This window comes from Marinobacter sp. 1_MG-2023, assembly GCF_030549045.1.
GTDB lineage: Bacteria > Pseudomonadota > Gammaproteobacteria > Pseudomonadales > Oleiphilaceae > Marinobacter.
The window spans coordinates 1-24,539 of the sequence record NZ_JAUOST010000005.1 but is presented as its reverse complement, the minus strand read 5'-3'; the positions used below and the strand labels follow the sequence as shown (position 1 = coordinate 24,539).

General features: G+C 55.8%; 23 protein-coding genes. 10 read left to right on the top strand and 13 right to left on the bottom strand.

All coding sequences use genetic code 11. The features are described from left to right. Positions 1–3: 3 nt before the first annotated feature. A complete protein-coding gene (locus tag Q4606_RS12955; RefSeq protein WP_303607786.1) occupies positions 4–786 on the bottom strand; it encodes a 4'-phosphopantetheinyl transferase superfamily protein in 783 nt (260 codons plus the stop codon). Next, a complete protein-coding gene (gene pdxH / locus Q4606_RS12950; protein ID WP_303607785.1) occupies positions 755–1,390 on the bottom strand; it encodes a pyridoxamine 5'-phosphate oxidase in 636 nt (211 codons plus the stop codon). Before pdxH ends, Q4606_RS12955 begins: the two co-directional genes overlap by 32 nt. A 224-nt stretch (positions 1,391–1,614) precedes the next feature. On the opposite strand from pdxH, the gene Q4606_RS12945 reads away from it, so the two are divergent. Next, a complete protein-coding gene (locus tag Q4606_RS12945) occupies positions 1,615–4,443 on the top strand; it encodes a DUF748 domain-containing protein (RefSeq protein ID WP_303607784.1) in 2,829 nt (942 codons plus the stop codon). A 44-nt stretch (positions 4,444–4,487) separates the two neighbouring features. Next, complete coding sequence (gene yfbR / locus Q4606_RS12940; protein ID WP_303595421.1) at positions 4,488–5,081, top strand: 5'-deoxynucleotidase; 594 nt, start codon at positions 4,488–4,490, stop codon at positions 5,079–5,081. A gap of 31 nt (positions 5,082–5,112) precedes the next feature. Here the strand turns inward: yfbR and Q4606_RS12935 are convergent, their stop codons facing one another. Together Q4606_RS12935 and Q4606_RS12930 are read right to left on the bottom strand one after the other, a co-directional pair. Next, the gene (locus Q4606_RS12935) at positions 5,113–6,147 is read right to left on the bottom strand and encodes an SPFH domain-containing protein (protein WP_303595423.1); all 1,035 of its coding nucleotides are present in this window, start codon (positions 6,145–6,147) and stop codon (positions 5,113–5,115) included. A gap of 6 nt (positions 6,148–6,153) precedes the next feature. Then, positions 6,154–6,606: an NfeD family protein gene (locus Q4606_RS12930; protein WP_303595424.1), complete on the bottom strand. Its 453-nt coding sequence runs from the start codon at positions 6,604–6,606 to the stop codon at positions 6,154–6,156. Positions 6,607–6,805: 199 nt separating this feature from the next. On the opposite strand from Q4606_RS12930, the gene Q4606_RS12925 reads away from it, so the two are divergent. Together Q4606_RS12925 and Q4606_RS12920 are read left to right on the top strand one after the other, a co-directional pair. Continuing rightward, entirely contained in the window at positions 6,806–7,621 is an 816-nt protein-coding gene (locus tag Q4606_RS12925) for an SDR family oxidoreductase (RefSeq protein WP_303595425.1), read from the top strand. A gap of 31 nt (positions 7,622–7,652) precedes the next feature. Beyond that, entirely contained in the window at positions 7,653–8,456 is an 804-nt protein-coding gene (locus tag Q4606_RS12920) for a class II glutamine amidotransferase (protein ID WP_303607783.1), read from the top strand. Positions 8,457–8,503: 47 nt separating this feature from the next. Here Q4606_RS12920 and Q4606_RS12915 read toward each other — a convergent pair whose 3' ends face one another. Then, positions 8,504–9,409, bottom strand: a complete 906-nt coding sequence (locus Q4606_RS12915) for a metal-dependent hydrolase (RefSeq protein ID WP_303607782.1) — start codon at positions 9,407–9,409, stop codon at positions 8,504–8,506. A gap of 219 nt (positions 9,410–9,628) precedes the next feature. On the opposite strand from Q4606_RS12915, the gene Q4606_RS12910 reads away from it, so the two are divergent. Further along, entirely contained in the window at positions 9,629–10,804 is a 1,176-nt protein-coding gene (locus Q4606_RS12910) for an AraC family transcriptional regulator (protein ID WP_303607781.1), read from the top strand. Positions 10,805–10,821: 17 nt separating this feature from the next. Next, positions 10,822–11,229 carry a TM2 domain-containing protein gene (locus tag Q4606_RS12905; RefSeq protein WP_303595430.1) on the top strand — a complete coding sequence of 136 codons (408 nt, stop codon included), beginning with the start codon at positions 10,822–10,824 and terminating at the stop codon, positions 11,227–11,229. Here Q4606_RS12905 and Q4606_RS12900 read toward each other — a convergent pair. The 3 genes from Q4606_RS12900 to nirB form a co-directional block, all read right to left on the bottom strand. Then, positions 11,222–12,619 (bottom strand): wax ester/triacylglycerol synthase family O-acyltransferase, encoded by a 1,398-nt coding sequence (locus Q4606_RS12900; protein WP_303607780.1) that lies wholly within the window; start codon positions 12,617–12,619, stop codon positions 11,222–11,224. The two genes, Q4606_RS12905 and Q4606_RS12900, sit on opposite strands and share 8 nt — an antisense overlap. Positions 12,620–12,731: 112 nt before the next feature. Beyond that, the gene (gene nirD / locus Q4606_RS12895) at positions 12,732–13,100 is read right to left on the bottom strand and encodes a nitrite reductase small subunit NirD (protein WP_303607779.1); all 369 of its coding nucleotides are present in this window, start codon (positions 13,098–13,100) and stop codon (positions 12,732–12,734) included. Between the two features lie 163 nt (positions 13,101–13,263). Beyond that, on the bottom strand, positions 13,264–15,771 hold the full coding sequence (gene nirB, locus Q4606_RS12890; RefSeq protein ID WP_303607778.1) for a nitrite reductase large subunit NirB: 2,508 nt from the start codon (positions 15,769–15,771) through the stop codon (positions 13,264–13,266). Positions 15,772–16,105: 334 nt separating this feature from the next. On the opposite strand from nirB, the gene Q4606_RS12885 reads away from it, so the two are divergent. Continuing rightward, entirely contained in the window at positions 16,106–17,410 is a 1,305-nt protein-coding gene (locus Q4606_RS12885; RefSeq protein ID WP_303607777.1) for a nitrate regulatory protein, read from the top strand. On the opposite strand, the gene Q4606_RS12880 is transcribed toward Q4606_RS12885, so the two are convergent. Then, positions 17,388–18,104 carry a hypothetical protein gene (locus Q4606_RS12880; RefSeq protein ID WP_303607776.1) on the bottom strand — a complete coding sequence of 239 codons (717 nt, stop codon included), beginning with the start codon at positions 18,102–18,104 and terminating at the stop codon, positions 17,388–17,390. The genes Q4606_RS12885 and Q4606_RS12880 overlap by 23 nt on opposite strands. A gap of 173 nt (positions 18,105–18,277) precedes the next feature. Between Q4606_RS12880 and Q4606_RS12875 the strand changes: the two genes are divergently transcribed. The 3 genes from Q4606_RS12875 to Q4606_RS12865 are packed head-to-tail and all read left to right on the top strand — an operon-like array spanning position 18,278 to position 20,204. After that, on the top strand, positions 18,278–18,898 hold the full coding sequence (locus Q4606_RS12875; protein ID WP_303607775.1) for a type IV toxin-antitoxin system AbiEi family antitoxin domain-containing protein: 621 nt from the start codon (positions 18,278–18,280) through the stop codon (positions 18,896–18,898). Between the two features lie 48 nt (positions 18,899–18,946). Continuing rightward, positions 18,947–19,840: a nucleotidyl transferase AbiEii/AbiGii toxin family protein gene (locus Q4606_RS12870; protein ID WP_303607774.1), complete on the top strand. Its 894-nt coding sequence runs from the start codon at positions 18,947–18,949 to the stop codon at positions 19,838–19,840. Positions 19,841–19,847: 7 nt separating this feature from the next. Then, positions 19,848–20,204 (top strand): hypothetical protein, encoded by a 357-nt coding sequence (locus Q4606_RS12865; RefSeq protein ID WP_303595445.1) that lies wholly within the window; start codon positions 19,848–19,850, stop codon positions 20,202–20,204. Between the two features lie 137 nt (positions 20,205–20,341). On the opposite strand, the gene Q4606_RS12860 is transcribed toward Q4606_RS12865, so the two are convergent. The 4 genes from Q4606_RS12860 to Q4606_RS12845 form a co-directional block, all read right to left on the bottom strand. Beyond that, positions 20,342–20,860, bottom strand: coding sequence for an Hcp family type VI secretion system effector (locus Q4606_RS12860; RefSeq protein WP_303595447.1), 519 nt, complete (start codon positions 20,858–20,860; stop codon positions 20,342–20,344). Positions 20,861–21,065: 205 nt separating this feature from the next. Continuing rightward, a complete protein-coding gene (locus Q4606_RS12855) occupies positions 21,066–22,796 on the bottom strand; it encodes a bifunctional protein-serine/threonine kinase/phosphatase (protein WP_303607773.1) in 1,731 nt (576 codons plus the stop codon). Positions 22,797–22,870: 74 nt separating this feature from the next. Beyond that, on the bottom strand, positions 22,871–23,716 hold the full coding sequence (locus Q4606_RS12850) for a formate/nitrite transporter family protein (RefSeq protein ID WP_303607772.1): 846 nt from the start codon (positions 23,714–23,716) through the stop codon (positions 22,871–22,873). Between the two features lie 301 nt (positions 23,717–24,017). Then, positions 24,018–24,539, bottom strand: a 522-nt coding sequence (locus Q4606_RS12845) for an energy transducer TonB (RefSeq protein WP_303607771.1), incomplete at its 5' end; no start/stop codon positions are given.

Sequence of the window (24,539 nt, the reverse complement as noted above, 5' to 3'; positions counted from 1 at the left end):
CCTTCAGCGCTTTGGCCGGATTCTACGCTGAAACATTGGCTCCCAGTGGGGGTCCAGCACCTCCCCTGCGCTCAGGTTGTAATTCTCTGGTGGCGGTTCCAGCAGCGTGATGACCGGCCATGAATCAGGCTGGTCACTTGTAGTCTGCCTGTACACCAGTGAGCACAGAAATCCCTCGGTGTAAAAGGCGCAGGCTCGCCAGTCATCGTCAGGCTGGTCGCCGTAGAGCTCAAAATTCCTTCGCACTTCCAGTGTCTGCAGATTTCCCGCAATACCGCGCCCCGTTGCTTTCAACCATGCCTCTTTCAATGTCCAGGCCCAGAGAAAAGCGTGGGGGTCATCTTCCTGAAACAGCCACTCCTGTTCAATGGGCGAGAACCAGCGCTTAACCACTTTCTGCCATTGCGGGTGACGCTTGCTGGGTTCTATATCTATGCCCAGGGCTGAGCCGTACTGAGTGCTGCAGGCAGACAGCCCGTTACTGTGACTGAGTGAGAGTTGCCAGCCTGGCGGGTTGCCAGAGGCTGTCGCGCGCCCTTTCACCGGCCAACACCGGGCTGGCTCTTCGGCGCTTACCCTGCTGAGAGCCTGGCGGATCAGCCAGCGACTGGTGAGAAACTCTGCCGCGCGGTCCTGGCTGAGCCCGGAAAACCGTTCACGCTCATCAAGTGCAAGCCAGTCCGGTGGAGCCTCGGGAGTGGGTCCGGCCTGGTGGCATAGCCAGATGGCCGGCTTCGGTTGGTTGCCGCTGGAGTCAGGGCTGAAGTCGTTGGATGAGCCAGCCATCACCTTCCCTCACGTATTCAAATCGGTCGTGGAGACGGCTGGGTCGGCCCTGCCAGAATTCAATGCGCTCCGGGACAACGCGATAGCCGCCCCAGAAACCCGGTAATGGCACTTCACCTTCGCTGAATTTGCGTTTCATCTCCGCCACTTTCTGCTCAAGCAATCCCCGGGAGTTAATGGCTTTGCTCTGTTCTGATACCCAGGCGCCTATCTGGCTGCCTCTTGGGCGTGAGGCAAAGTACTTCAGGGATTCAGTCTTGCTGACTTTTTCGACTTGGCCCTGAATGCGTACCTGACGGTTCAAGCCAATCCAGGGGAACAGCAGGGCAGCGTTCGGGTTTTCCGCCATCTCGTGGGCTTTGCGGCTCTCGTAATTGGTGTAAAAAACAAACCCGCGCTCATCAAAATACTTCAGCAACACTGTGCGCAAATCCGGCATGTTGTTGGCGCCGGTTGTAGCCAGGGACATAGCGTTCGGCTCCAGAATACTGGCTTCCCGGGCGTCGCTGAACCAGGTCTCGAACTGCTGGACCGGGTCGTCGCTCAGTGCCTCGCGATCGAGCCCTTCGCTTTCAAAATCGCGACGCATATCGCCAATATCCATAAACCTTTCCCTCACTCGCGTTGAACAGACTGCACGGGATGACATTACGACGGCTGAGCATATCCGGTTCTGGGCCGCTTGTCAGCGGTCCCCGTGTTGTAACCGGTGACATGCAATTAACAACAAAGTGAGCAGCTGACAAACCGGCACCTGGCCGACTATCCTTATGGGCAGGAAGGTGGGCAAGATCGCCCCGGTATTCCGCCGTTATTGAGGAGATACCCGTGGCCCAGAGCCGTCAGCACAGCCGAATGCCCAGAAATCTGATTATCGGATTTCTGGTTCTTCTGATTCTGTATAGCCTTGCAGGCTTTCTGCTTTTGCCCTGGTGGCTGGAAAGATTTGTACCAGAACAGCTGAGCCAGCGTATGGGCTGGCAGGTTGACGTTACCGATATCAGCGCCAACCCGTTCAGGTTGAGTGTCGAAGCCTCTGAGCTTACTGCCCGCGATAGCAGCGAAGAAACGGTGGTTGGTTTCGACCGACTAATGATCGACATGAACTTCTTTCAGCTGATTCGTGGAATTGTCGGCTTTGAGGCCATTCAGCTCGAGGAACCTTTTATACGGGTTGATCTGCTTGAAGACTACAGTGTGAACTTTGCGCGGGACTTTCAGGCTGCCAGTGCAGAGGACGACGCTTTGCCGGAAGAGCAGGCCGGGGCGGAGGAGGATCAAGCCCCACCTTCGGTGTATTTTGGGCAGATCGATGTGAACGGTGGCGAACTACTGTTTCGGGATTACACCCAGGCCGAAATGGCAGAGTTCCGGATTACACCACTGGACCTTACTTTGAGCGACCTTGCCACATGGCAACGGGATGATCGCAACAGTGACTATGACCTGCAGGCAGCACTGGGCAGCCAGATCATTGAGTGGCGCGGCAACCTGAGTGTTACACCGCTTTACTCCAACGGAAACCTGATGGTCTCCAACGTTGACCACGAGACAGTTGGGCATTTCCTTGCACCTTACCTGCCCTATGATTTGCGCGGGGGTAAGGTGTCGGTAAGTTCAGATTACGAGCTGCAGTCAGGAGATGTTCTGTATTTTTCTACCCGCAACGGCCGGTTGTTGCTGGAAGATTTGGCCGTGGCTCCCGATGCACAAAACGAGCAGCCTGGGCTAACCACGGCATCCATCACTGTTGACGATATAGGATTCGACCTCAATGCCCGTGAAGCCGTTGTTGGTCAGATTTCGGTGGAGCAGCCCAATGTTGCATTGGCGCGGAACAAAGCAGGCGACATTGACTGGGTCGCCGGGCTTGCCGCGTTCAATGAGAACAACCAACAAAAAGAACCTGGCACTGAAGCGTCGGAGCCTGCATCGACTGAGCAACCGTTCCGGTGGTCACTGGATGGCATCAGCATTTCTGATGGTCGTGTGAGCTGGAAGGATCAGAAGCCGGGCTCGCCTGCGGAGCTGACACTGGAGCAATTGTCCTTTTCCACCGGCGACATCAGCAGCGAGATGGAAGACCCTATGTCGTACAAGCTCCAGACAGCTTTGGCCAGCGGTGGCACGCTGTCCCTGAATGGCCAGCTGACACCTCTGCCCTTTACGCTGGAAGCTGCGATATCCGGCTCGGGCATCCTTCTGGCGGTGTTCGAGCCCTATTTGCAGGAGTCAGCCAATCTTGCCATTGAATCTGGCACATTGGGGTTGGATGGTAATCTCGATCTGGATGGGCAGCAGGACCCGCTAACGGGTACTTTCAGCGGCACAGCTGAGGTCAGCGGGCTGAACCTTCAGTTGCCAGATAGCAGCGATCGAATGATCTCCTGGCAGGCGCTTCGCCTGGCGCCCATCGAGTACAACGTCCACCCGCCCAGATTGGAAATCGGCACGGTTACCCTCGCCGAGCCCACGATTAACCTTGTTCGCAACACCGACAGTGTGCACAACGTAGCGAAAATTTCTCTGCCGCCCAAGTCTGTTGATACAGCCTCAGAGCCGCAGGAGGACACGACAGAAGACGAATCGTTTATCTTCCGGATCGGCCAGTTAATGATTGAAAAAGGCGCGCTCGATTACACAGATCGTACTCTGGACCCCGCGTTTACAACGTCGCTTGACCAGCTCAATGGAACAATCACCGGCCTCAGCAATGTATCGCCGCAGCAAGGCAAGGTGTCCCTGAAAGGTCGAGTGGGTGGCAGCGCCAGCGTGGAAGCTGACGGCACCATCGGCACTCTGGGTACGGAAGAGACCAGTAATCTGAAACTGACCATGAAAGACCTCTCATTGCCCGCACTTTCGCCCTATCTGAGTCGTTATTTGGGCTACGGCATTGATAGCGGCAAGTTAGAGCTGGATCTTGACTATGAAATTACCGGGAGCCAGATAGACGCATCGAACAGGGTGATTATGGATCGCCTGAGTCTGGGGCAACCCGTTGCCAGCGAAGAGGCCGTTAACGCACCGGTGAAGCTAGGGTTGACCCTGCTAAGGGACGGCAATGGTGTTATTGATGTGAACCTGCCAGTCAGCGGCGATCTGGACAGCCCGGATTTCAGAATCGGTCAGGTTGTTATGCGAACGTTTGTTAACCTGCTTGCAAAAGCCGCTACGTCACCGTTCAGTGTGCTTGGATCGATTGCCGAACTGGCTGGCCTGAGTAGCGAGGAGTTGGGCAAGGTGCGCTTTGAGCCCGGTACGACCAGGCTGGTGCAGGGCGAGGCTGAGAAGCTGGCCGCCCTGGCAGAAGCCCTGCTTGATCGCCCGGATTTGTTACTGAATATACGTGGTGGTGTTTCGCCCGATGCTGATGGGCTGGCGCTGCTGCGTGATGAGCTGGCGGCGAGCCAGAACGGAGCCTTGTCAGAGGAGGTCTGGCAAGAAGCCCGTGAGGCCTATCTGGCGGGAGAGCGGACTCTGGTGCCCGAGGCAATGAGTAATCTCGCCAGCGCACGGGGCGCCGCATTACAGGAAATCCTGCGGGATACTCATGGTGTTCCGGCAAACCAGTTATTCATGCTCGATCCGTCACGTAGTGCCGAGGTATCTGAGGACGGCAATGTCATTGTCGGGTTTACGTTGGATGCCCGCTGAGGCGGCGGTAAATTTCACCACGATGTTTGAAAGGGATAAAGCGCGTGTCACAGGCTGGTAGTCATTTTTTTGCTTATGTTTCCCGGTTACGCTGGATCAAGCGTTGGGGGCTGATGCGCAACGCTATCGAAGAGAACGTAGCTACCCACTCCTGGGAAGTGGCCACACTGGCTCACGCGTTGGCACTGATCCGCAACCGGCACTTTGGCGGGCGGGTGAATGCCGATAAAATCGCTGCTGCCGCGCTTTATCATGACGCTACTGAAGTGATCACCGGCGATATGCCGACTCCTGTTAAGTACCACTCGAAAGTTATGCGGGAGGCTTTCGGTGATATTGAACACAAGGCGGAGGCTGAGTTGCTGGCACTGCTACCGGAGGACCTGCGTGAGGATTTTGCGCCCTATCTTCGGGAGTCCCAATTGCCGGCTGAGGATCGCGAACTGATCAAGGCCGCAGACCGATTGTCGGCTTGGCTGAAGTGCCAAGCGGAAGTGCGGGCGGGTAACCGTGAGTTTGAGCCGGCTGAGAAGCAGATCCGTCAGAGGCTAGAGCAGGAAGGGTTGCCGGAAGTCGCTTACTTTATGGAAGTATTCGCTCCCGGCTATGAAAAGCCGTTGGATAACCTGCTGGGCTGATGCCCGGCAGGTTATTTAGCACTCGTGAGCGTCAGAGGTTGCTGGCGCCGCCAACGAACCCACCACGCAGGCCGTCTTTTTGTAGTGATTGGCGAACCACGTCGTCCGGGCTGCCGGCCAGTTCCCGGAACATACCCATAGAACCCAGAAGCGCAGAAGACTCGTAGGGTACAAACACCCGCTCACCGTCTTTCGCCATGTTCGGCAATACCTTGATGTAACTTTGCCCCAGCAGATAGCCGATAACCGTCTGTTTATTCTCTTCCGAATCACCCATGGCGCTCAGCACCAGGCGAATGGATTCCTGCTCCCCCTGGGCACGCAGAATAGCCGATTGTTTATCACCCTCGGCGTTGAGAATGGCGGATTCTCGCTGGCCTTGTGCCATGGCAATCGCTGCTGTTTTTTCGCCTTCTGCCTCGGTTACGGTGGCTCGGCGTTTGCGCTCTGCGGCCATCTGCAAACGCATGGCATCCTCCACCTCTTCCGGCATGCTGATGTCCTGCACTTCCACCCGGGTCAGTTTTACACCCCATTTTGACGCAGGTTCTTCCATTTCGGCCTGAATGGCGTTGTTCACCTCGGCGCGGGACTCAAACAGCTTGTCCAGTTCCATCTTGCCCACTACCGAGCGCAAAGTGGTTTTGGCCAGTACTTCAACCGCCTGGCTCATGTTGGCTACTTCGTATACGGCACGACGGGGGTCGATGATCTGGTAGTAGAGCGCACCGTTGATTTTTACGGTCACGTTATCGGTGGTCACCACCGGTTGCCCGGGGAAATCCATCACGGTTTCACGGCGGTCGATGCGGGTTTCATCAGTGGTCATCGGGTGATATTCCTCACCCATGCGCATGTAGCGGATCATAGTGATGGGGCGGGGCCGCTCTACGAACGGGATAATAATGTTCACGCCGCTTTCCAGAACCCGGTTAAACGAGCCCAGACGCTCAATAACCATGACTTCAGACTGGCGCACGATCACCAGGCCCTTGGCAATGATGAAAATACCGATGGCAACAACAATAAGACTGATGATCAGTCCCGGTGAAATATAGGGTTCCATAACTTACTACTCCTTGGGGGCGGTTTGAACAACGGCGGTGGTGCCGTCGAATTGTCTGAATATGACGTGGGTTCCTTCAGGGAAATCGGTAGCCCCGGTTTTTTCGTCTCTAAGACGATAAAAGTCGCCATTGATTTTTATACCCGCGGCACCGTCGAAATCCCGTTTTTGGGTGCGATAACGCTGCCCCTGCTCGACACCTGTGCCGGTAGTGCCGTAGGCCACGCCTTTAGGCGAAAAGCGCGGGCGTATCCAGCGGATAGCAATGGGTACCAGCAGGCCAGAGAACAGGCCCATACCAACAAGCTGCCACTCGAACGACAGGCCAATATAGGCAAGCACAGCGGTCAGGCCGGCGGCAATCGCCAATGCCAGCAGTAAAAGCACGCCAGATGTCAGCTCGGCGAGGCCTAACACGAGCGCCAGAATCAGCCAGAAATGCGTAAGACTCCATTCCATACAGAAAATCCGCAGGTTCAGGGTTGAAGAAATCCGCGAGACTAAGCTCCCGGATTCTGGATTGTACCCAAAAGCGAGGGCTGAGTCCGAGTGGCCCTGGCGTCGCTCAAGACAGAAATTTGAAGCCATATGCTGATCAGGGGCGGTTGTTAGAGTATCTTCTTTAATCAGCACAACACACAACAAGAGTTCAACGCCCATGAAAAATCTGAAAAACAAAGTGGTGGTAGTAACCGGAGCGGGTTCTGGTATCGGGCGAGCCCTCGCCAAAGCGCTGGCAGTGCGGGGCTGCAGGCTCGCCTTATCGGATGTTAACGAGGAAGGCCTGGCTGAAACGGCTGCTTCTATCGAAGGTTCGGAAGTCAGAACCTATCGGTTGGACGTGAGTGACAGAGACGCTGTATACGCCCATGCGGCGGATGTTGTGAAGGACTTTGGCCAGGTTAATGTGATCATCAATAACGCCGGTGTTGCACTTTCTGCAACGGTGAGAGAGATGTCTGACGCGGATTTTGAGTGGATCATGAATATCAATTTCTGGGGTGTTGCAAACGGATCCCGTGCTTTCCTGCCACACCTGATCGCCTCGGGTGATGGTCATGTGGTGAACATATCCAGTGTGTTTGGCATGATCGGCGTGCCCACACAAAGTGCTTATAACGCAGCGAAATTTGCCGTTCGCGGATTTACCGAGTCCCTGCGCCAGGAAATGAAACTGGAAAAACAGCCGGTTGCGGTCAGTTGTGTGCACCCTGGAGGTATCAAAACCAATATTGCCAATTCGGCACGCACCAGCCGGCCTAAAAGTGCCGAACATCTACGAAAAGGCTTTGACAGGCTGGCTATGACCACTCCGGAAAAAGCCGCTGAAACGATTGTAAAAGGCATTCTTAAAAATGAGTCCCGTATTCTTGTGGGAACCGATGCCTGGGGTATTGATGCGATCAACCGACTGCTGGGTTCGGCCTATCAGCCCCTGGTTGAGCGTTTTGCCGGAAAGAGTTTGTATCGCTGATCGGAACAACTGTAAGGAATAACTTCGCTCTATGTGTGAACTGCTGGCCATGAGCGCCAATACACCCACTGATCTCTGCTTCAGTTTCACCGGGCTGACCCGCCGAGGTGGCGACACTGGCCCCCACAAGGATGGCTGGGGTGTGGCTTTTTATGAGGGCAAAGGCGTGCGGGCCTTCCACGATGTGGATGCCAGCGCTAATTCACGGCTTGCGGAAGTCGTTCAGACTCACCCGATCAAAAGCGAAGTAGCGATCTGCCATATCCGCCAGGCTAATGTGGGTGAAATTTGCCTGGCCAATACCCATCCGTTTATGCGTGAGCTTTGGGGCCGTTACTGGGTGTTTGCCCATAACGGTCAGCTTTCCGAGTTTCAGTCATCGCCGGGGTTTTACGAACCTGTTGGCGGCACGGACAGTGAGGCTTTGTTCTGCGACATTCTCAATCACTTGCGTGGTCAGTGTGATCGTAGCGACCCGGCTGAGGCTATTACCGAGCGACTGGTTCAGCTCTCGAAAACTTATGCTGGTCAGGGTGTGTTCAATCTGTTGCTGAGCAACGGCGACTGGCTGTTCACTTACTGCACTACCAAAATGGCCAGCATCACCCGCCGTGCGCCCTTTCGCCCCGCAAGGCTGAAAGATGCCGACGTTATCGTCGATTTTGAGTCTGAAACGACGCCGAACGATATCGTGAGCGTTATCGTAACCGAGCCGCTGACCAGCGATGAGGAATGGGATATTTATCAGCCCGGCGAGTGGCGGTTATGGCGTAAGGGCATAGTGGAAGCGAAAGGCATAGCGGTCAACGAACAGAGCGTTGCGCCTGGAAACTAGACTGGCCGGCGCTACTATTTGGCCGGCCACCCGGTTGCATCTCGGAGTTACTGCAGGGTTTTGCGGTTGCCGTTTTGGTACTGGGGTGCAATGTAAGCCTGGATTTCAGCTTTGAAGTGTGCAACCAGCTCGCTGTTGTCATGGTCCCAGGGATGATAGCCTGGCTTGAAGTAGGCAAACCAGGCAGGGATCAGGCTGGAAAAGGTGCCGTTATTCCCCCATAAACGCCACAAGCCGCTGACGGTATCTTTGATTGAGAAGCGTCTGGCATCCTTCAGCATCATGCGACAGGTGAAATAAGTGGCCATGACACCCAGAGCGGCCGTGCTGAAAGCCAGGTAAAAGGTTCTTTCGGCGTAGGTGCCACCGACCTGCTGGAACACATCGTAAGCCACTGCTTTGTGCTCGGTTTCCTCAATCGCATGCCATGCCCAGAGCGGGCGCATGGTCTCATGCATGCCTTCGCGGATATCGTCACGCTCCAGAAGCATATCCGCCATCATAGCTGTCATGTGTTCCAGGGCGCAGGTAATCGCCAGCTGATGGCGCTTTGGCAGTTTTTTTGTGGCGTTCAGAACCACGGCGAGGTGTTTTTCCATCTCGTCCACCGGCATGCCACGATCCCGCACATGCTGATTCATGGCCATATGCTCCAGGGAGTGCATGGCCTCTTGCCCGATAAATCCCCGTACCTCGGCCTTCAGCTTGGGGTCATCAATCTGATCCCGATAGGCGCGTACAGAGTCCACGAAAAACTGCTCGCCCAGGGGAAAAAGTACTGAGAGAGCGTTCATCATGTGGCTCAGAAAATGGCTGTTTTCCAGCCAGTAACGGGGCACCTGTTCATTAAATTCAAACCCCATGCGTTGGGCCTTGATGTTAACGTTACCCGGCGTTTTTGACGCCAGGCTGACTTTGGAAGCCCGCTTCTCAGCGGGTTTTGTGCTCAGCATGGGTCTACTCCTCACATTGGCTGATGTCATGCCCAGTGTGTGGGAGTCCAGCGTCAGGACGAATGCGGAAACGGGACGGTCACCATGCCATATGGGACAAAATTGCTGGTCAGTTGGCCGGCGCGACGCTAGCCGGGGTGCAACTCGTCCCACTGTAGTGGGTGTGGGCTTTTGCTAGAGTCAGTTTGAGACATTCTCCCAGGTGGTAAAGGGCAGCCTATGGTGATCCCCGGAGCAGAAAAAGAACTGCATGTGTTGGGACTCTCCCTTTTGCCTGGCGTGTACATGCGGGTGTTGGCACAGACTGTTCGACAGCTTGGACATAACGACCTATCGCTCTACGAGGGCCTCACATTCGGCCCGGAAGACCTGAAAGCCAATGACAGCCGGGTGTTCGTAACCGACGCAATGATTATGGCCGAGCGCGCACTGAAACTCGCCGGCAACGAAGGTTTGAGTTTCATGTTGGCCCGGGAGCTGCGGGTAACCATCCATGGCACGCTTGGATTTGCTGCTTTAACCAGCCCGACGTTTGCCGGGGCTCTTGACTCGGTTCGCCGTTATTTGCAGTTACGAGCGCCCTTTCTGAGCATGAGTTGGACTGAAGCCGATGATCACGTATTGGTGAAACTCTGCACCGATTTTGATGTGCCCAGCCTCTATCCGTTTCTGGTAGAAACCGTCAGTGCCACACTCATCTTGCTCACCGAACAGTTACTGGATGGCGGGGATGTGGAAAAACGCGGATTTTCTCTTGATAACGGCAAGCTGTCTGGCGTAAGTGTGCGCCTTGGCGGCGCTGAACCCGCTTATTACCGCCAGTTTGCGGATCAGCTGCCGGTCAGATTCGAGTACGATCAGCCCGATGCACTCCTGGTGTTTCCAAAAGCATTGCTGGATGTCCCCATGAGGCTGGCGGATGCAGAAGCCAGTCTCATGGCCCGCGAGGAGTGCGAGTTCGAGCTGCAGAAAGCGTTGAAAGAACAGGACGATCTCGCCATGGCCGTACGCAACATGTTGCGCATGATGCCCGGGCCCCTGCCTTCTCTGGAAGCCATGGCAGAGCGCTTCTGCGTATCTTCCCGAACATTAAAGCGCCGGCTCGCAGACAAAGAGACCAACTACCGTGAAATCGTAGAATGGGTCTTGAAAGACCGAGCGATTCAGCTGTTACGTTATACAAACCAGTCGGTTAGCGAAATTGCCTACCAACTGGGCTACGCCGACCTCTCCAACTTCAGCCGGGCTTTCAGAAAGTGGACCGGGAAATCCGCCAGCGAATTCCGCGAAGGTGGGCCTGATCCGGTATCAGAGGTCGGCCACTCTCCGGCCCGGCACCTTAACTGCAGGCCTTGTGGAATTAAGGTGTTAGCCCCATATAAAGGTCACGAATAATTTTCAGCGGAGTAGTTATGATTAGCAGACCAGATACGCACAGCAAGTTGTTTGGATACCTGCTCTGGATCTTCGGATTTTTAGGTGCCCACCGTTTTTATTACGGCAAGCCGATCACCGGAACCATCTGGTTCTTCACATTCGGGCTATTTTTTATAGGCTGGATAATCGACCTGTTTCTTATACCTTCCATGGATGAGCAGGCCGACAGCCGGTTCCGCGAAGGTGAGGTCAACTACAACATTGGCTGGCTGCTGCTGACCTTCACCGGCGTTTTCGGGTTACACCGGATGTACATGGGAAAGTGGATCACAGGTATTATCTACCTGCTGACCGGCGGCCTCTTCCTTATCGGTATTCTCTACGATTTCTGGACCTTGAATGACCAGATCTCGGAGCGTAACCGCGACGTAAAATTCAGCTGACGGCACCCTGTTCCAGCTCGACCAACCCATCTTCGAGATAATCCAGCATCCGCTGCAGGCTTGGTAGCGTGCGGCGGCAGCCAATCAAACCAAATTCCACCTGATCGTTGTAACTGGTGAGGGTCATATTCAGCGCCAGGCGGTCCATAGCGATGGAAACCGGGTACATGCCTTCCAGTTTGGCACCGTTCCAGTAGCTGGCCTCTTTCGGCCCGGGGACGTTGGATATCACCACGTTAAACGTCTGCCACTTAGGGGCCACGCCTGTCAGCAGATGAAACGCTGCTGGCGATAAGGTGAGTGCGGTGTAGTTAACGATTTCTTCAGGAGACATGTTCGCGTAGCGGTCTTTCCCCTCCTGCATACTTTGATGAATTTTTTGCAGGCGCGTGCCAGCGTGGCTCTCGTCCGTATACAGGTTCGCCAGGATTACACCCACCTGATTGCCTTCTGATTGCTTGCTTTCCGGTGTCCCGTCGTCGGGTTTGTCATACTTGCGCAGCGATACCGGAACCATAGCGATCAATGGCTTCTCTGGTAGCGCATCCAGGTTCATGAGGTAGGTACGCAAAGCACTGGCACACATTGCAGTGACGACATCGTTTACGGTGACGCCATAAGCTTGGCACACTGCTTTTATCCGCTTCAGACAGTATGATTGGGCCGCAAAACGTCGGGAGCCGGTAATTTTCTGGTTCAGAATACTGCGTGGCGCATGAAAAATGGAGTCGTAGAAGGGGTCTTTGCGTGCGGTGTTCATGGTGCGCAACAACGCCCGGGCTACGGCCGGCACAGTGCCGAGCTGTTTGCCGGATTCTCCCAGCAAATGACTCAAGTTGCGCCAGAGGGAGGATCCGCCCCCATTCTCATTTCGCCCGGATCGTGCCGACAAATCCCAGATTGGTGGCATATTGCGCTTTGCAGGGTCCGTGGACAGCATTCTCTGAAACATGCGCATCGCAGAAACACCGTCTACCAGGGAGTGGTGTATCTTGATGTAAACTGCGAACTGCCTGTCGCCCATCCCCTCGATGAGATGAAACTCCCACAGTGGCCGTTCACGGTCCATGAGGTGCGAGTGTTCCGCAGAGACAAAGCCAAGCAACTCGCGAATACGACCCGGGGTAGGCAGAGCTTCAAAACGGAAATGGTGCTCCAGATCCAGATGCTTGTCGTGTACCCAAACCGGTTGTGCAAACCGACTGTCGAGACGACGATCAAAGGGCGCCGTCACTTCAGTATCATTGCGAAGTTGCTCGGCAAGCCGGGCAACGTAATCATCCGGTGCATCTTCGGGAAACGAAAAGATCTGCAGTCCGCCCACATGCATGGGCTGCTGGCGCTTCTCCAGCCAGAGGAAAAGCTGGTCGGTGGGGCTCAGAGGCTTCACGGGCGGCATCCTTTTTATTGATGTTTCCCTGATCTTACCTCAGGTTGTCTGTGAGAGGTTGACCTCGGGTGCATGCCGGCCCGTTAAAATCGCTTGATCCAGCCCCGCCCGGTCAAGCAGCCACGGCTTGCCGCTGAACATCGGCTGTTTCCAGGAGAATTCGGTTGCCGTCCAGGAGAACAGGGTAGGTTCTGACCGACACCGAGTCATCTTCCAGGCAAGCTCCGGTTTTCAGGTTAAAGTGCTGTTTGTATAACGGCGAGGCTACGACAGCATTTCCTTTCAGGTCCCCCGTGATACCACGGGCCAGAATATTAGCGCCGCTGAATGGATCCGTGTGACTGATGGCAAAGAGAGCCGGTAGTCGGTGCGGTAGATAAAACACCGCCACCGGCCCCTCTTCCGTCCAGACCGCAATGCCGGATTCAGGCACCAGATCGTCAACAGTACAAACCGCATTCCAGGAAGTATGAGTTTTCATCTTCGTTCTCCTTAAGTCTTCGTTTTTTGATATTCGCGAGTTCGGTGAGAGTGGTGGTATGGGGTGCTTTTCCGCCGGGAAAAAGATGTCTGAGCGCAGCGAGTTATTTTTCCCAGAGGAAAAGCACCTCGTGCCGCCGCGCTCTCGCACCCAAACAAACAGGCTACGCAGACTCCAGAACAGGCCGTCTCTGCCCCCGCTCTGAAGTCCACTGCTGCACCGGATCCTTCTGCTCTGGCAGGTTCACAAACTCCCGGAACCGCTTACGCTTCTCGGGATCTTCCACCGCCGTTTTCCACTCACACTGGTAAGTGTCGACAATGCCGGCCATATGTTCCTCCAGCTCGGCACAGATCCCCAGGCTGTCCTCCAGCACCACCTGCTTCAGGTACTCCAGGCCGCCTTCCAGATTCTCCATCCACACACTCGTACGTTGTAGCCGGTCTGCCGTGCGTACATACAACATCACCACCCGGTCAATGGTGCGAATCAGCTCATCATCAGACAAATCGGTGGCAAACAGATCGGCGTGGCGCGGCCGCATGCCACCGTTACCGCAGACATACAGGTTCCAGCCATTCTCGGTAGCTATCACCCCGAAATCCTTGCTCTGAGCCTCGGCACATTCCCGCGTACAACCAGACACCGCCATCTTCACCTTGTGCGGCGCCCGCAAGCCCTTGTAGCGGTCCTCCAAGCGGATCGCCATACCCACACTGTCTTGCACCCCGTATCGGCACCAGGTGTTCCCGACGCAGGATTTCACGGTCCGCAGTGATTTGCCGTACGCGTGGCCGGTTTCAAACCCGGCAGCGATCAGCTTTTCCCAGATCTCCGGTAGCTGGCTCAGGGTGGCACCAAACAGATCCACCCGCTGGCCGCCTGTAATTTTGGTATACAAATCGTACTCTTTGGCCACTTCGCCCAGCACAATCAGCTTGTCCGGAGTGATCTCACCACCCGGAATGCGCGGCACGATGGAGTAGGTGCCATTCTTCTGCATGTTGGCCATGAAGGTGTCGTTAGTGTCCTGCAGGGGCACATGGTCAGTGGCCAGGATGTGCTCGTTCCAACAGGAGGCCAGGATGGAGCCGACCGCCGGCTTGCAAATGTCACAGCCCTGGCCCATGCCATGCTGCCTGATAAGACTGCGGAAGGTGCGAATGCCATTCACCCTGACCAGGTGGAACAGCTCCTGGCGGCTGTACGGGAAGTGTTCGCAAAGGTCTTTGCTGACTTCCACGCCGCGCTTTTCAAGCTCGCAGTCCACCACGTTCTTCAGCAGTGCGGTGCAGCCCCCGCAGCCGGTGCTGGCTTTGGTCTCGGCTTTGACACTGCCGAAATCGGCACAACCCGCATCAATGGCCTTGCAGATGTCCCCTTTGGTTACGTTGTGGCAGGAACAGATCGAGGCGGTTTCCGGCAGGGCATCCGGACCCAGTGCCGGGGCGCCGCCCTGGTTTTCCGGCAGGATCAAGGTTTCCGGATTCTCTGGCAACGGAATGTCGTTCAGAGCGTATTGCAACAGGGAATCGTAGTGGCTGTTATCGCCCACCAGAATGGCGCCCAGCAGGGTCTTGCCGTTCTCACTGATGACCATGCGACGATAGTGGCCGGCCTGCTCATCATTGAAACGGATACTCCGGGCTCCCGGGGTCTGGGCGTGGGCATCGCCGATGGAGCCCACGTCGACACCCAGCAGTTTCAGCTTGGTGCTCATGTCAGCGCCGGTAAAGGCGGCATTGTTGTCGCCGTTCAGAACCGAAGCCAGGGTGCGGGCCATGGTATAGCCGGGGGCAACCAGCCCGAAAATTCTCTGTTCCCAGAGCGCACACTCGCCAATGGCATGGATATGTGGGTCTGAGGTAGTGCACTGGTCATTCACGACAATACCGCCGCGCTCGCCCACCTCCAGGCCGCTGGTTCGCGCAAGGGTATCCTGCGGGCGAATACCCGCAGAAAATACGATCAGGTCGGTTTCCAGATGGCTGTCATCGCTGAAGTTCATGCGCAGCCGAGCACTCTCGCCTTCAACGATGGCGGTAGTGGCTTTTTCGGTGTGCACCTGAACACCCAGCTCTTCGATCTTGTGGCGTAATAGTGCCCCGCCATCGGCATCAAGCTGTACGGGCATCAGACGGGGGGCAAATTCAACCACATGCGCCTTCAGGCCGAGGCTGGTTAGTGCGTTAGCGGCTTCCAGGCCGAGCAGCCCGCCCCCAACCACTACCCCGGATTTGCCTTCATGTGCACTGGCCCGGATAGCATCGAGGTCTTCCAGGGTCCGGTATACGAAGCAATGTGGGTGCTCCCGGCCCTCAATCGGCGGTACAAACGGAAAGGACCCGGTGGCCAGCACCAGTTCGTCGTAGTTGTATTCGCCTTGGGGAGTGGTAAGGGTGCGCTGCTCACGGTCCAGGGCGGTGACCGGCTCATTCAGCCGCAGCTCAATACCCTGCCCGGTGTACCAGTCTGTGGTGCCCATAGCGAGATCGGCGTGGGTGGAGCCGGAAAAATACTCCGATAAATGTACGCGATCATAAGCCAGCTGTTTTTCCTCCCCGAATACGATTATCGCGTAATCAGCGGCTTTGGAGCTGGCGACGAACTGCTCCAGGAAATGGTGACCTACCATGCCATTGCCAATCACGATCAGGGTTTTCTTGCTCATGGTGGTGTCCTTTTAAACAAAAAAAAGCCGGAGCATCTCGTCCCCTGTGGGAGTCGATGGTCCGGCGCCAATGCCAACAATAGTGTTCTGGAAGCTCGGCCTGGTCCTTGGCCGGGATATGCATCCTTGGGTTATGCAAAGCGATGTTCATGCCAGTTTCAAAGAGCTATTTAAATCATATGGTTATAGTTTTCCTGGTTGGCGGTGGCGCACAGATACGCGGGTTTTCTGCACTTTGGCGGAGCAGGTTGCACGATTTTGATGCCTTTTGGCTGGCGCAGTAATTGCTCCGGTACCCGGTAACGCAACCGTGTGACTCACCCGGAGTTTTGAAATGGACACCCGTAAACGCCAACGCAAATCTGCGCAGCCCTCGGCTGAGGAGTATCTGATTGCCTCCAGACGGTGCGAGCTTATGCACCTCCAATATTTTTTGCAGATGGGCAAGCTGATGCAGAGCATCGGTAACCTGGTGCACGGCCTGCAGCGGGAGCGAGGCGCATCTAACATCTTTCTGGGGTCGGATGGTGAAAAGTTCGGCGAGGAACGAAAGGCCATGGTCGCGGAATCCGGTTGTTTGTACACCGTTTTCGAAAGGGCTCTGGATGAGATCCATGAAGAGCTGACGGCTCATCCCGTAAGCAGTCCCTTACTGGCCCATATTGCCAGTGCTCTTCACGGACTGGGGAGCCTGCCGGCGCTGCGCCTGGGGGTAAAGGACCGCACGTTGTCGGTGTCGGAGGCAACCGAATCCTACAGCATGCTTATTCATCGTCTGATTGCGGTGGTCTTCGAAGCGGCGGATACAGCGGTAGACCCTTCACTTGCGCGTTTGCTGGTGGCCATGGTGCATCTGATGAACGGCAAAGAGTTCTGTGGTCAGGAGCGTGCAACAGGCTCTGCTGGCTTCGCGAAGGGGAGCTTTGATGGTGCACTGGCTCGGCGCATAACGCACCTTGTTGAAGCACAGGAACGGTGTTTTGAGGTGTTTCTCGGGTTTGCAGATGAGCAAAGCTGCGGGCAGTTGCAGGACCTTCTGGCTCACGAGCGGGAGAAGGAAATTGAGCGCCTGCGGAAGCTCGGATGCTCTATCGGTCGCTACAAGCCATTGGACCCGGAGCTTTCCGATCAGTGGTTTGCGTTAATGAGCGAGCGTATGGACGAATTCAAGAAAGTAGAAGAGTCCGTGGAGGGCAGCTTTCATGGTCGCTGCGTAGAGCGATTCTCCGAGGCGCGACGTTCCTTGGCACACCATGAGACACTCATCGCATCACTCGATGAGCCTGAACCTTCGGCTCAGCCCCTGTTGGTTCTATGTGAGCCGGATGACAGTGGGGAGGCCCTGGCAGGTGAAGTCTGGAGCAGTGAGGGAATGGGCCAGCAATCAGGGCGGTCGATTTTTCACCTGGTTCAGGAACAATCACTCCGGCTTCAAAAAATGAGCGAGGATTTGCGGAGTGCGAAGGAAGCACTGGAGGAGCGGAAAATCCAGGAAAAAGCGGTCTCATTGCTGATGGGTCACCGAAAGATCAGTAACGACGAAGCCCACAGGGTTCTGCGAAAGCTGGCCATGGATCAGGGTAAGAAGCTGCCCGAGGTTGCGCGGGCGCTGGTCTCTATGGCCGATGTGTTGAAGTAGACCGCCTGCGCAGCATTGATAAGGGCACTCGGTAGCGTTGCCCCCGGAAGCTTCCTGTCCCGTCGACAGTGCAGGTTTTCCGATTGACCCGGACAATCTCTCCCTGAAACTCTCGAGCACCGGAGCTGAAGGCCACGGCATCTTCTACTTGCCAGGGCGACGGCTGGAGTGCCGGTTCAGGGAGCTCGAAAGTTTCACTGGATAGAGGGATCTGGTGTTCATTCGCCTGCTTCGCCAGTGTCGCCCGCGTCGTTTCTGCACCACCACTCTCATGCAGTTCATCGAGAATGGTGTAGAAATGCCGGTTGTGAACCGAGCCACGATATCTCTTGCCGGCGCTGTGCTGTAACAGGTGTGCAAACTCGTGACAGCAGGTGTGTGCCAGCAGGTTAAGTGTACTCAGCTCGCCGCCGAAATAGCCTCGCCTCTGGATTTCCCGTGCAGAAAGCCAGCCACTGGCCGTATCCGGCTGATGCTTGGCCTGAATCATACGGAGGCCGTAGGTAATCTGGTGCTGTTTTCGCTGCGGCTCAAAGCGATGATAAGTTGCCTGCCCAGAGCCCACCCGGCACACAAGAGAGCTGCCAGATACCCGTTTCTGAACCCAGCCTGCAGCAGGTTGCCAGAGAATCTGTTCGGTAACAATGCACATCAGTTCGCCGAGTTTGCGGGCTTGAGGTTTCGGGTCAGTCATATCAATTGAAGGGCTACACGCCTCATGGTCTGGTTAATAGCTTTCAACAAGAATAACGTTCGAAGAGGGTGTTTGCTATGACCCAGCCGGTGCTCGGACTGATCTTTAGTCTTGCTTGAACCTGCAACACTAATAAGACAAACTGTCACCAGATATAAATAAGTGGTGACGGTTTGTCTGAGTCTGATTCCACCCGTTCATTCCGGGTGCAACTCCAATCTCTGTTCCGCCTGCACGGCGGTCAGCTCCGCCTGAGCGAGGCGCTGGCCAAGGGCATCAATCGATACCAGTTCTATCAGCTGCGGGATGAAGGGCTGATTGAGCCGGTCAGCCGGGGCCTATACCGGCTGGCGGACCTGCCTCCTATTGAAAACCCGGATCTGGTCGCCGCCGTTACTCGTTTCCCCCATGCAGTGCTCTGTCTTATTTCCGCGCTGGACTGGCATGGTATCACCACGCAGATTCCCCATCAGGTCCATCTCGCGGTTGAGCGGGATGCTCGTCTGCCGGTTCTGGATTATCCCCCGGTGGCGGGTTACCGGTTCTCCGGGCGGTCCTTCAGTGAAGGCATAGCGCAGGTGACGGTGGACGGCATCACACTGCAAGTTTACAACCCGGAGAAAACACTGGCGGACTGCTTCAAGTTCCGCAATCGCATCGGTATGGATGTGGTGCTGGAAGCACTGGAGCTCTACCGCACCCGCAAAACCTTCCTGCCGGGCAAGCTGATGGAATACGCCAGAATCTGCCGGGTCGCTAATGTGATGGCACCCTACGTGGAAGCGAAGCTGTGAGTGGAGCCAGGCGTTTAAAGGAATAAACAAGCGTGAAAGGAGATCACGATGGCGAAAAACATCGCCGCGTCTGTTCGTCAGAAGTTGTTGAATAAATCCCGGGAAGAGAAACGCCCCTTTCAGGAGCTGCTACAGTACTACGCGATGGAGCGGTTTCTATACCGGCTGAGCCAGTCGCCCCATAGCGGTTGTTTTACTCTCAAGGGCGCGCTGATGCTTTGGGCTATCCAGGGGCCGAGCAGCCGACCGACCCGGGATATTGATATGCTGGGTCAGACCAGCAATGAGCCTGAGGCGATTCTGGCGCAAGTTCGTGATGTTATTGCTGCGGAAGTCGTCGATGACGGTCTGCGCTTTGATCCGGACACTTTGAAAGTGGATAGCATTACCGAAGATGCCGATTATCAGGGGCTGAGAGTGGCCTTCACCGGTTTTCTTGATAATGCCAGAATCCCGATGCAACTGGACATCGGATTTGGCGACCCGGTTTTTCCCTTTCCTTCCTGGCTGGAGTTCCCGGCCCTGCTGGATTTTCCCACAGCCAGAATTCAGTGTTATACACCGGAGTCTTCCATCGCTGAGAAGTTTCAGGCCATGGTGAATCTTGGTGAACTGAACAGTCGGATGAAAGACTTTTATGATATCTGGCTGCTTTCGCGCCAGCATGAGTTCAGATTGGAAAATCTGATGGGTGCGGTTGAACGCACGTTCCATAAACGCGGAACGGGAATCCCTGAAACCAGTCCCTTTTCTGCCGCTTTTGTGGAAAGCAAGCAACCGCAATGGCAAGCTTTCTGCAAACGCCTTGGCCAGCCCCATGTACCAGACGCGTTCATGGAGGTTGTAACGGTGGTGACTGAGTTTCTTGCGCCAGTGATGGCGGGCAAGGCTGCAGGCACCTCTGAGGAAGTCTGGCACCCACCCGGTCCATGGAGCAGGTAGTAGACCGATGGCTAGTTTTATTTCGGAAGATAACATCGAGCAGGCGCTGTTGCAGGGCCTTCAGCCTAAAATACAATTCCGAAAGCTCCTCAAGAAAGACAAACTCACCAAGTCGGAAGAGCAGAAGGTCAAGTTGGCAGCCAAGGATCTGATTATCAGGTTACTGGAAGGGCACCACAAAGTACGGGTTCAGGACTGGTGGAGAGATGGCCAGACCCAGCGGGCTGTTAAGGCCGCCATTGAAGAGGTTTTGGATAAGGATCTTCCGGAAAGCTATGACCGTGTGGCGTTCAAGGAGAAGTGTGACAACGTTTTCGAGCTGGTCGTGGAGTTTGCGGCTAGTGGTCGGAAGTGGGTGGCCTAGCACTGGGCAAATTGCCTAATCCAGCGCCGACATCAAAAGCTTACTAAACCGGGACAGTAGGAAACCGTCAAATACCGGGCTTTGATCGGTGGAAAAAAGAAGGGCCGTAGCCCCTCTTTTTCACATCAAAGCGCGAATTACGCCTCGATCGGCGAACGCCAGTCGTCTGAACCGGAAGTGCCGGCAACAGCGTGCTCCCAGGTTACTTTCCGGTAGGACAGGGAAACGGTAACCAGCTGTGTGAAATCAGCGCTGGCGGCGTCCTGGCAGTGTGGCATGTTGCAGTTGACGTCGATGATGGTGGCGTCTTCCAGAATGGTAGAGAAGAAGTGTTCCTGCTTGCCTTCAACGGACGTGCGGTACCACTTCAGTTCAACCTTTGGCAGCATTTCGCCGGAAGCCAGAGCGTTGTACATCAGCGGGGTGGACTTGTTCAGCGCGGATGTGAACTTGAATGGCTTGTGCACACGTTGGCCGGAAGGCTGGCCGGACTGTGGGTCGGTGGGTACGGTAACAACGTGGCTGAATTCCTGAACCAGGACTTCGTCTTCGTGACCTTCTACGTAGATGTTCCCGACGGAATCGGATGTGAATGCACCTGCGGTGATGTTGCCTTGGGTTTTACCTTCGATGGCGATATAACAAGGGGTTGGCATTGTCTGCTCCATGACGTTTAAGTAAGTGTTCGTCCCCGGGGTGTTCCCTGGACGCGCAGACTTCTACAAGGCGCGTGCCAATCTGTTAAAATCCATTAAAAACAGCAAGATGACGCTTCTCTTTGGTCATGGTCGAGAGCACCAAGCAAACCCTTGCCTGGAAGCTTGGGCGAGCTTTTGCTGGCGGGGCAATAAATGGCCCGGATTATGGTCGATAGGCAAACGATAAGATCAGAGCGAACAGCAACAGCGCTGACAATCCCTGCCAGAAGCCTACCGGGTGGCGCTCAATCAGGGGTTTGCGGTGTTGTTGGTGCCAGTGACGACTCGGTTGACGCAGATCGAACAGGAATTCAGAGAGTGCCTGGTAGCGTTTGTGGGGTTCCGGGTTAACAGCGCGGGCGATAGCACTGTCAACCCACCCCGGCAGGTCGTTCCGGTGCAGGCGAGCGGAGTGGTAGCTGAGGCGCCGCAATTGGTTAGGGTTACGGATGCCGGGCACTCGGGTGCCGTAAGGTAGCTGGCCGGTCAGCAACTGATAGGTAATCACACCAAGAGAAAACTGGTCGGCCTGCCAGCTTGCGGGCTCCCCCAAAAAGGTTTCCGGTGCACTGTAGAGCGCAGCGCCCCTGGGCCAATAGGGTTCGTCATGCTCTTTCAGTTCCTGCAGGCCGGCAATCCGGGTGGCGCCGAAGTCGATAAGGACCACGGTGCCCTCGTTGTCGATCAGAATATTTTCCGGCTTCAGGTCCTGATGCACCATTTCCAGCCGGTGAAAGGCGCGCAATCCCCGCGCTATCTGTTCTACCAGCCGGCGTACGGTTTCCAGGTCCGGGTGTGGATTGTCCTGTAACCACTGTTTGAGACTGACGCCCTGAACGTATTCCGTGGCCAGATACAGACAACTGTGTTGCCGCTCCGGAGCAAAAGCCCGCACGACATGGGGGCTATTGATGCGCTGAGCTACCCATTGCTCGGTGGTGAAATGTTCCAGCGCTGCTGGGTCCTGCTGCATTTCCATGGCAGGTACTTTCAAAGCAATCTGCCGGCTGCTGGCCTCGTCAACGGCCAGATAGACGTGGCTTCGACTGCTGGCGTGAATCGGTCGTTGAATCCGGTAACCGTCCACCACATGCCCCGAGTGAAGCTCAGGAGCAAAGGGGAGCTGGTGCGCATTCCGGGTTATCTCGTCATTGCTTTTGCTGGCGGGGATCGAGTCGACCCGCACGATTTGCACACTCAGGTTATCGTCGCTGCCGTTGCCCAGGGCAGCTGCAACGATCTGTTTGGCTGCATTCTCCAGGTCATTACAGGATTCGCGGATGATTCCAGCCATGTCACCTTCGCAGAGGTGCTCGTAAACCCCATCGGTTGCCAGCACAAAGGTATCTCCGGGCCACACTGGAGTCGCCAGGTAATCAATGTCCAGCTGCTGCCCCAGCCCCATGGCTCGGTTCAGGCAACTGTCGTCTCGCGATAGCCAGACCCGGTGGTCGCTAGTCAGTTGATCCAGAGAGTCACCCTGAACTCGATAAACACGTGCGTCGCCCACATGAAAGAGATGGGCGGTGGCGGATTTCAGAACCAGCACGCTGAGGGTGCATACATATCCGCGGTCCTGATCATAACGGTACCGGCTTTGGCGGGTCTGGGCATGCAGCCAGGCATTGCTGGCCCGCAGGACGCGCTGGGCTGACTGCTTGACCGTCCAACTGTCTGGCGTCGAGTAATAGTCGCTCAAAAAACCTGCCACCGCTGATTCACTGGCGATCTGGCTGACATTGCTGGAGCTGATGCCATCGGCGATGGCCACCGCGATTCCCTTGGATCGGAGCTGATGGTTCTCTGGTAGCACCAGGCCATGAAAATCCTGGTTAAGCGGCTTCAGACCTTTGTCCGAATGCTGGCCTGTGGTCACGGAAAGTTGGGTAGTCATGGCTCGCTCTGCCTCAAACTACGGTAAAAAGCCCGGAGGGTGCGGCCCCCGGGCTTTGTCCCTACTGCAGTTGTTTAGTTTGAACGGGCCAGCTCACCGCTGAAGTTGACCGGAACATTGCGCTTGGGTGCCGTACGAATGTGCGTGGTGTACAGGGTGAGGCCGGTAAAGGACAGGCCGCCGACCAGGTTGCCCAGCACAGTCGGGATTTCGTTCCAGATGAAGTAGTCCATGATGGAGAACTCGCCACCCATCATCAGAGCGAACGGGAACAGGAACATGTTGACGATGGAATGTTCAAAGCCCATGTAGAAGAACAGCATGATCGGCATCCACATGGCCAGCACTTTGCCGGGGACAGTGGTTGAAATCATGGCGCCAACCACGCCCATGGAGACCATCCAGTTGCACAACATGCCGCGCAGGAAAATTGTCATCCAGCCGGCAATTCCGTATTCGGCATAACCCAGGGTCCTAGCCTTGCCGACGCTGGCAATCTTGTCGCCCACGGCGCCGGGGTCAGTGTTGAACCCGTAAGTGAAGACAAAGGCCATGATTACCGCCACCGTCAAGGCGCCACCAAAGTTACCCAGGAATACCCAGCCCCAGTTGCGCAGAATACCTTTGGTATCAACCCCCGGGCGCTTATCCAGCAACGCCAGTGGTGTCAGCATGAATACCCCGGTGAGTAGATCAAAGCCCATCAGGTAGAGCATGCAGAAACCGACCGGGAACAGCATGGCTCCCGCCAGTGGGCTGCCGGTCTGAACGGCTACGGTAATGGCAAATACTGCTGCCAACGCCAGAATGGCGCCAGCCATGAACGCCCGGATTAGCACGTCCCTGGTGGCCATGTAGATTTTTGATTCACCGGCGTCCACCATTTTGGTGACGAACTCTGAAGGCATGATGTAAGACATAAGGTAATCCCCTGTGCTTTTCTGGCCGTCTTTTCGACAGGCGAAAAAAAACGGCGCCGCTCACAGGCTGCCGTTAGCTGGCAGGTGTGAGCAGACGCCGTCGTCTGAAACAAACTTTTGTGTGGGCAGATAATTACGATCTGCTGAATGACTAACAGCAGGTGTCGTGCCAGTATCGAAAATTTTTAATAAAAGGCTTTTTATTCAATAGGTAATGCGAAGGCGGGTGGCCGTATTGATTAAAGCCAAGTCCGGCAGCTCGCACAACGCAGGTGCGATTCGCGCAGCATTGGTGCGGAATTCAGCGCAAGCGGAACCTGACGGGCAGTGCGTAGCTGAAGGTTCGACCGGACATGTCATCCGGCACAGGGGGCAGTGGAGCCGCTTGTTCGAGCATGGCAAGGGCGGCTTCGTCCAACAGGGCATGGCCGGATTTTGTGCGCAGGCTGTGGTCAACGAGTGAGCCGTCCCTACGGAACTCGAAGGTTATAACTGGTGCGCCTTCCTGCCCTAGCCTGCGGGCTCGGCGGGGGTATTCGTAAAAGCGAGACAGGTGCCTGCTGAGTTTCGTCAGGTAATCATCGACGGCATCCGGGTTGCCTGCAGTCTGCAAGGGCACCGATGATTGTGACTGGGTTTCGCCATTCTCGGGCGCCGGCTCGGCGGATTCGCTGGTTATTGCCTCTCCCGGGGGGCTGTCAGTCGGCATTTCAGGGGTTGCGGAGGTTTCAGGTTCCGCTACCATTTCTGGCTCTGGCTCTGGCTCTGGCTCTGGCTCTGGCTCTGGCTCTGGCTCTGGCTCTGGCTCTGGCTCTGGCTCTGG

What these genes read in the sequence shown, in the direction of transcription:
- Q4606_RS12925 (WP_303595425.1), top strand. Translation starts at nt 6,806, where the DNA reads ATGAAAAATCTGAAAAACAAAGTGGTGGTAGTAACCGGAGCGGGTTCT.
- Q4606_RS12905 (WP_303595430.1), top strand. Translation starts at nt 10,822, where the DNA reads ATGATTAGCAGACCAGATACGCACAGCAAGTTGTTTGGATACCTGCTC.
- Q4606_RS12870 (WP_303607774.1), top strand. Translation starts at nt 18,947, where the DNA reads ATGGCGAAAAACATCGCCGCGTCTGTTCGTCAGAAGTTGTTGAATAAA.
- Q4606_RS12930 (WP_303595424.1), bottom strand. Translation starts at nt 6,606, where the DNA reads ATGGAATGGAGTCTTACGCATTTCTGGCTGATTCTGGCGCTCGTGTTA.
- Q4606_RS12920 (WP_303607783.1), top strand. Translation starts at nt 7,653, where the DNA reads ATGTGTGAACTGCTGGCCATGAGCGCCAATACACCCACTGATCTCTGC.
- nirB (WP_303607778.1), bottom strand. Translation starts at nt 15,771, where the DNA reads ATGAGCAAGAAAACCCTGATCGTGATTGGCAATGGCATGGTAGGTCAC.
- Q4606_RS12860 (WP_303595447.1), bottom strand. Translation starts at nt 20,860, where the DNA reads ATGCCAACCCCTTGTTATATCGCCATCGAAGGTAAAACCCAAGGCAAC.
- Q4606_RS12910 (WP_303607781.1), top strand. Translation starts at nt 9,629, where the DNA reads ATGGTGATCCCCGGAGCAGAAAAAGAACTGCATGTGTTGGGACTCTCC.
- Q4606_RS12935 (WP_303595423.1), bottom strand. Translation starts at nt 6,147, where the DNA reads ATGGAACCCTATATTTCACCGGGACTGATCATCAGTCTTATTGTTGTT.
- nirD (WP_303607779.1), bottom strand. Translation starts at nt 13,100, where the DNA reads ATGAAAACTCATACTTCCTGGAATGCGGTTTGTACTGTTGACGATCTG.
- Q4606_RS12880 (WP_303607776.1), bottom strand. Translation starts at nt 18,104, where the DNA reads ATGACTGACCCGAAACCTCAAGCCCGCAAACTCGGCGAACTGATGTGC.
- Q4606_RS12855 (WP_303607773.1), bottom strand. Translation starts at nt 22,796, where the DNA reads ATGACTACCCAACTTTCCGTGACCACAGGCCAGCATTCGGACAAAGGT.
- pdxH (WP_303607785.1), bottom strand. Translation starts at nt 1,390, where the DNA reads ATGGATATTGGCGATATGCGTCGCGATTTTGAAAGCGAAGGGCTCGAT.
- Q4606_RS12915 (WP_303607782.1), bottom strand. Translation starts at nt 9,409, where the DNA reads ATGCTGAGCACAAAACCCGCTGAGAAGCGGGCTTCCAAAGTCAGCCTG.
- Q4606_RS12955 (WP_303607786.1), bottom strand. Translation starts at nt 786, where the DNA reads ATGGCTGGCTCATCCAACGACTTCAGCCCTGACTCCAGCGGCAACCAA.
- Q4606_RS12865 (WP_303595445.1), top strand. Translation starts at nt 19,848, where the DNA reads ATGGCTAGTTTTATTTCGGAAGATAACATCGAGCAGGCGCTGTTGCAG.
- Q4606_RS12850 (WP_303607772.1), bottom strand. Translation starts at nt 23,716, where the DNA reads ATGTCTTACATCATGCCTTCAGAGTTCGTCACCAAAATGGTGGACGCC.
- Q4606_RS12885 (WP_303607777.1), top strand. Translation starts at nt 16,106, where the DNA reads ATGGACACCCGTAAACGCCAACGCAAATCTGCGCAGCCCTCGGCTGAG.